At 61.0% G+C, this 6207-nt stretch carries 8 protein-coding genes; 3 read left to right on the top strand and 5 right to left on the bottom strand.

Annotation, left to right across the window (positions count from 1 at the left end):
* Positions 1–68 precede the first annotated feature (68 nt).
* On the top strand, positions 69–1385 hold the full coding sequence (locus KGA97_RS28760; RefSeq protein WP_008042381.1) for an MFS transporter: 1317 nt from the start codon (positions 69–71) through the stop codon (positions 1383–1385).
* A gap of 113 nt (positions 1386–1498) precedes the next feature.
* Here KGA97_RS28760 and purT read toward each other — a convergent pair whose 3' ends face one another.
* The 5 genes from purT to KGA97_RS28735 form a co-directional block, all read right to left on the bottom strand.
* Positions 1499–2680 (bottom strand): formate-dependent phosphoribosylglycinamide formyltransferase, encoded by a 1182-nt coding sequence (gene purT / locus KGA97_RS28755; RefSeq protein WP_008042382.1) that lies wholly within the window; start codon positions 2678–2680, stop codon positions 1499–1501.
* Between the two features lie 100 nt (positions 2681–2780).
* Positions 2781–3248 (bottom strand): VUT family protein, encoded by a 468-nt coding sequence (locus KGA97_RS28750; RefSeq protein ID WP_223481935.1) that lies wholly within the window; start codon positions 3246–3248, stop codon positions 2781–2783.
* 171 nt (positions 3249–3419) lie between these two features.
* Positions 3420–3635 carry a DUF1289 domain-containing protein gene (locus KGA97_RS28745; protein ID WP_192228453.1) on the bottom strand — a complete coding sequence of 72 codons (216 nt, stop codon included), beginning with the start codon at positions 3633–3635 and terminating at the stop codon, positions 3420–3422.
* The gene (locus tag KGA97_RS28740; RefSeq protein WP_008025583.1) at positions 3632–4156 is read right to left on the bottom strand and encodes a gamma carbonic anhydrase family protein; all 525 of its coding nucleotides are present in this window, start codon (positions 4154–4156) and stop codon (positions 3632–3634) included. Before KGA97_RS28740 ends, KGA97_RS28745 begins: the two co-directional genes overlap by 4 nt.
* A gap of 54 nt (positions 4157–4210) precedes the next feature.
* Entirely contained in the window at positions 4211–4810 is a 600-nt protein-coding gene (locus KGA97_RS28735; RefSeq protein ID WP_008042385.1) for a CoA pyrophosphatase, read from the bottom strand.
* A 147-nt stretch (positions 4811–4957) separates the two neighbouring features.
* Here KGA97_RS28735 and KGA97_RS28730 point away from each other — a divergent pair, with 147 nt between their 5' ends.
* Together KGA97_RS28730 and KGA97_RS28725 are read left to right on the top strand one after the other, a co-directional pair.
* Entirely contained in the window at positions 4958–5509 is a 552-nt protein-coding gene (locus KGA97_RS28730; RefSeq protein WP_008042386.1) for an NUDIX hydrolase, read from the top strand.
* Positions 5510–5560: 51 nt separating this feature from the next.
* The gene (locus KGA97_RS28725; protein WP_008025576.1) at positions 5561–6064 is read left to right on the top strand and encodes a murein L,D-transpeptidase family protein; all 504 of its coding nucleotides are present in this window, start codon (positions 5561–5563) and stop codon (positions 6062–6064) included.
* The last annotated feature ends 143 nt before the right edge of the window (positions 6065–6207 follow it).

The raw sequence follows: 6207 nt of genomic DNA, 5'->3' as shown, positions 1-6207 counted from the left end.
CCACATCCCTGGGTGTTCGACCATAATAATTCGCTCCACTGGGGCACATGACTGTCAGGGATTACCGCATGACTACCAGCACGACCTATTCAGAAACCACGCCTGCGCAACCGACGAACTCCGCCACCCGCGTGGCGACCGCGAGTTTCATCGGCACCGCCATCGAGTTCTACGACTTCTACGTGTACGCCACTGCCGCCGCGCTGGTGATCGGTCCGGTGTTTTTTCCGCAGACCTCCGGCACGGCCCAAATGCTCTCGGCATTTCTCACGTTCGGCATCGCGTTCCTCGCCAGGCCACTGGGCTCGGCACTGTTCGGCCACTTCGGTGACCGCATCGGGCGCAAATCGACCCTGGTCGCCTCCTTGCTGCTGATGGGCGTGTGCACCACGCTGATCGGCGTGTTGCCGGGTTACGACAGCATCGGGGCCTGGGCGCCGATCCTGCTCTGCGTGCTGCGCTTCGGCCAGGGTTTGGGCCTGGGTGGCGAATGGGGCGGCGCGGCATTACTGGCGACGGAGAACGCACCCAAGGGCAAGCGCGCCTGGTTCGGCATGTTCCCGCAGCTTGGCCCGTCGATTGGCTTTCTCGCGGCCAACGGGCTGTTTTTGACGCTGGCAATGACGCTGGACGACGAACAGTTCCGTTCGTGGGGCTGGCGGATCCCGTTCCTGCTCAGCGCCGCGCTGGTGATGGTCGGCCTGTACGTGCGCCTCAAGCTGCACGAAACCCCGGTGTTCGCCAATGCCATGGCCCGTCAGGAACGGGTGAAGATCCCGCTGGTCGAGCTGTTCAGCCAGTATTGGGCGCCGATGCTGCTGGGCGCCGGTTCGATGGTGGTGTGCTACGCGCTGTTCTACATCTCGACGGTGTTTTCGCTGAGTTATGGCGTGTCGACGCTGGGCTACACCCGCGAAACCTTCCTCGCGCTGCTGTGTTTTGCGGTGCTGTTCATGGCCGCCGCGACACCATTGTCGGCCTGGGCCAGTGACCGTTACGGGCGCAAACCGGTGCTGATCATCGGCGGCGTGCTGGCGATTCTGTCCGGGTTCTTGATGGAGCCGCTGCTGACCCAGGGTTCGACCTGGGGCGTGGCGCTGTTCCTGTGCATCGAGCTGTTTTTGATGGGCGTGACGTTTGCGCCAATGGGTGCGCTGCTGCCGGAGCTGTTTCCGACACACGTGCGTTATACCGGAGCGTCAGCGGCCTACAACCTGGGCGGCATTGTCGGAGCCTCGGCGGCGCCGTTCTTTGCGCAGAAGCTGGTGGCGATGGGCGGTTTGAGTTACGTCGGCGGGTATGTGTCGGGGGCGGCGGTGCTGAGTTTGATTGCGGTGCTGTGCCTGAAAGAGACGCGTCACAACGATTTGAATCGGGTGGCCTGATAGAAAAAGCTTCGCGGGCAAGCCTCGCTCCTACAGGTCCGCGTCGAACGACAATGGTTCGCTCGACAAATAACCTGTAGGAGCGAGGCTTGCCCGCGAAGGCCGCGCCTCGGTTACAGCTCGACTACGACCGCCTGAGAAGCGCGGGTCGCCTTGGCACGGGCAGCCTCGATCGACTCGTCCCGCGCCAGCGCCACACCCATCCGGCGCTGACCATTCACTTCAGGTTTGCCGAACAGACGCAACGCCGTGTCCGGCTCGCTCAATGCCGCGCCGAGATTGGCAAAAGCCGTCTGGGTCGACTGCCCTTCCACCAGAATTACCGCCGAAGCCGAAGGCGCGAACTGACGGATCAATGGAATCGGCAGCCCCAGAATGGCCCGTGCGTGCAGTGCGAACTGCGACAGGTCCTGAGAAATCAGGGTCACCAGGCCGGTGTCGTGCGGGCGTGGCGAGACTTCGCTGAACCACACCTGATCGCCTTTGATGAACAGCTCGACGCCAAACAGACCACGACCGCCCAAGGCTTCGGTGACCGCCTTGGCCACACGCTCGGATTCCGCCAGGGCAACCGGGCTCATGGCTTGTGGCTGCCAGGATTCCTGATAGTCGCCCTTCTCCTGACGGTGACCGACCGGCGCGCAGAACGTGGTGCCGCCGACGTGACGCACGGTCAGCAAGGTGATTTCGTAATCGAAGTCGATGAAGCCCTCGACGATCACCCGACCTTTACCGGCACGACCGCCTTCTTGCGCGTAATCCCACGCGGTTTTCACGTCATCGACACTGCGCAGCAGACTCTGGCCCTTGCCCGACGAACTCATCACCGGCTTGACCACGCACGGGAAGCCCAGGTCCTGAACGGCTTTGCTGTAATCCTCGAAGGTGTCGGCAAAGTGGTACGGCGAGGTCGGCAGGTCCAACTCTTCAGCGGCCAGGCGACGGATGCCTTCACGGTTCATGGTCAGTTGCGCGGCGCGTGCGGTCGGGATCACGGTGAAGCCTTCGGCTTCCAGTTCGACCAGGGTCGCGGTGGCGATGGCTTCGATTTCCGGCACGATGAAGTGCGGCTTCTCGGCTTCGATCACGGCACGCAGGGCAGCGCCGTCGAGCATGTTGATCACGTGGCTGCGGTGAGCGACTTGCATGGCCGGCGCGTTGGCGTAACGGTCAACGGCAATCACTTCAACGCCCAGGCGTTGCAGCTCGATCACCACTTCCTTGCCCAACTCACCACAGCCACACATCAATACGCGGGTCGCGGTTGGCGACAATGGAGTTCCGATACGGGTCATCTCAGGTCCTCAAAGGAGCGGATCATCGAGGGTCGCGGTGCCTGGCACGCTTCCCATGGGGAGAAAGCGCGGCATTTTACATGAACCTGAGGGTTTGGCTTCAGCCGGCGATGGCCAGTTTACGCAAGCGCCACGCCATGATCAGCCACACGACGGTCACGCCGGCGAACTTCGAGCCCATGGCGGTGAGGATCACCGCCGGGGTGAAGGCGTCGATCATGCCGAAGAAGATGAAGGTATCGAGGGGAATGCTCAGGGCCGAACTTATCCACAGGCGGTCGTGCAGCGGGCGTTTGGTGATGCTGAACACCAGCCAGTCGATGCATTCGGAGACCGCGAACGCGGTGGCGCTGGCCAGGGCGATGGACGGATCGGAGGTGACATAGGACAGCACCAGCGCTGCCAGCATTGCCGCGATTGCACCGTGGCCGAAACGGGTTTGCACCATGTCGCGCAGGATGAAGACCAAACCGCCCCAGGCGGACCAGATGATGTCCAGGTGCGGCGCGGTGGAAAAGGCGTAGTTGATCAGCACGACGCTGCTGATGTAGGCGATCAGGAAGAGCATGGGACGTGAGAGTACCTGTCAATTTGGCGCACAGAGTACTGCAGAGAAGGTTGTGGTGTCAGCGCTGATGCCTTCGCGGGCAAGCCTCGCTCCTACGGATCTGCGTCGAACACGTAATTGTGGTTCAACCCTCACCCTGTAGGAGCGAGGCTTGCCCGCGAAGGGCGCACCTCAATTATCCGATTTAGCTCCGAACATCCAGATCAACCCACTGGATTTCGCCCGCTCATGGCACAACCCCAACACCTTGCGCCGCTCTTCGTTGTCCATCCGGCTCCAGCCCGTGATTTCCGCCACGGTGCGCTGGCACCCGGTGCAGATGTCATCGTCGTCCAGCGCACAGATATTCACGCAGGGCGATAGCACCGGACGTTCGGGCGTGTTCATTCTTCCTGCTCTGCCAGATCGCGGGCATAACGCTGGGAGTTATGCACATAGTGCGCAGCGCTGGCCTCGAGCATTTTTTTCTGCGGCTCGGTCAGCTCGCGCACGACCTTGCCGGGCGAGCCCATGACCAGCGAACCGTCCGGAATCTCCTTGCCTTCGCCGATCAGCGAGTTGGCGCCGATGATGCAGTTCTTGCCGATTTTTGCGCCGTTGAGGATCACTGCATTAATACCGATCAGGCTGTAGTCACCGACGGTGCAGCCGTGGAGCATGGCGTTGTGGCCGATGGTCACGCCGGTGCCGATGGTCAGCGGGTAGCCCATGTCGGTGTGCATCACGGTGCCGTCCTGGACGTTGCTGTTCTTGCCGATCAGGATCAGTTCGTTGTCGCCACGCAGCACGGCGTTGAACCAGACGTTGGCGCCCTCTTCCAGTTTGACCTTGCCCACCAGCACGGCGTTGGGGGCAACCCAGCTCTGTGGATGGGTGTCGACGCGGGCGTCGCCCAGGCGGTATTTCATCGTGTTGTCCTCAGGCTCAGGCAGCCGCGGCTTCACGCCATACGAGCGATGGCTTCAGGTGTTGATAAAACTCTTGGGCGGCTGGTGCAGGCTGATTTTGGCGTCATAGAGCAAGTTGATCAACTCGACGATCATGATCGCGGTCAGGCCCCAGATCTTGTATTCGCCATAACGATAACTCGGCACGTACCAACTGCGGCCCTGGTAATCGATGCGATGGGTATGTTCACGCGGGTCCTTGCGGAAGAATTCCAGGGGAACGCTGAACACCGCAGCGATCTCGGCGTCGTTGGCCAGGTACTCGACAAAATCCGGGATCACGCCGACATAAGGCGTGACCTTGATGCCGTGCAGGGAAATCAGCGGGCTCAACGGCCCGATCACTTCGACCAGCCCCGGCGGCAGGCCGATTTCTTCTTCGGCCTCGCGTAGCGCGGTGAAAATCAGGTCCGGGTCTTCCGGGTCGCGGCGTCCGCCGGGGAAGGCCACTTCGCCGCCATGGGTCGAGAGCCCGCTGGCGCGCAGGGTCAGAACCAGTTCCGGTTCATCACTGCGAGTGATGGGCACCAGAACCGCGGCCTCCGGGAAACGCTTGTCGGTTTCCAGTGTGCGTGGGGTGTGGTTGCTTACTCGATGCAGTAGCTCGTCCAGCATGAGTCTTCTCGATTTATTCGCTACTTCGCATCATGCACCAATCACACCGACCGCCCAACCCCCCGAACTGCGGAGTGTCGCTAAACGACAACTTGCCGACAGACACCGCCGCACGCCAAGATAGGCGCAGCATTCAGGAACCCAAGCATGAAATTTTGCAGTCAGTGCGGCAACCCGGTCACCCAGCGCATTCCCGAAGGCGATTCGCGTCTGCGTTTTGTCTGTGACAGCTGTCAGGCGATTCACTACCAGAACCCCAATATCGTCGCCGGCTGCGTGGCGACCTGGGGCTCGAAAGTGTTGCTGTGCCGGCGCGCCATCGAGCCACGGCTCGGTTACTGGACCCTGCCCGCCGGTTTCATGGAGAACGGTGAAACCATCGAGCAGGCGGCCATTCGCGAAACGGCCGAAGAAGCCTGCGCGCGGGTGCGTAACTTGAGCATCTATACGTTGATCGATGTGCCGCACATCAGTCAGGTGCATGTGTTCTTTCGTGCAGAGCTCGTGGACCTGGATTTTTCCGCCGGTCCCGAGAGCCTGGAAGTGGCACTTTTCGACGAAGCCGACATCCCGTGGTCCGACCTGGCTTTCCGCACGGTGGGCCGTACCTTAGAATGCTTCTTCGCTGACCGGCGGACCGAGGTCTACCCCGTGAGATCCGAGTCGATCCCGCCGCTTGCTCAGCCTGCCATCACCTAAAAAACATCTATAAATAAAATAGCCGCGACACCTCTTAGGGATATCGTTTCAATGCGCTGGTTGCTTGCCCTGTTTTGCTTGTCGTTCGTCGCTATCTCCCAGGCTTCCGTAGCGGAAACGCTGGACGGCAAAGTCATCGACAAAGTCCTGGTTCTCAAGTCCGCCCACCAATTGCAATTGATCAACGACGGCAAGCCGCTGAAGACCTATCGCATCTCCCTGGGCAAACGCCCCAAGGGGCCGAAACTGATGGAAGGCGACAAACGCACGCCTGAAGGTTTCTATTGGCTGGACTGGCGCAAGGTCAGCGATAAATTCAACCTGGCGATGCACATCTCCTACCCGAACATCAGCGACTCTGCGCGCGCCCGGCGCGAAGGCGTCGAGCCCGGCGGCATGATCATGATCCACGGCACGCCGGACACCGAAGAAAACCCTGAAAACCTGTTCCACACCCTGGACTGGACCGACGGCTGCATCGCCATGCGCAACATGGACATGCGCGAGGTATGGGGCCTGGTGCCGGACGGCACGATGATCGAAATCCGCCCGTAACACCCATGTTTCTCAAAAAGCCCGCTGACCATTACCGGTCCAGCGGGCTTTTTCATTGGCGCACCCTTTGCGGCTCCGAAGGATCCAGCACTTAGCGATACGTAGCTGTCGGAAAACTGAACGCACATCATGAAACACCCCCA

It is taken from the genome of Pseudomonas sp. BF-B-15, assembly GCF_019946675.1.
In the GTDB taxonomy this organism is placed as follows: domain Bacteria; phylum Pseudomonadota; class Gammaproteobacteria; order Pseudomonadales; family Pseudomonadaceae; genus Aquipseudomonas; species Aquipseudomonas migulae.
Note: the sequence above shows the minus strand (reverse complement) of the source record. Positions and strands in the feature narration are given on the sequence as shown.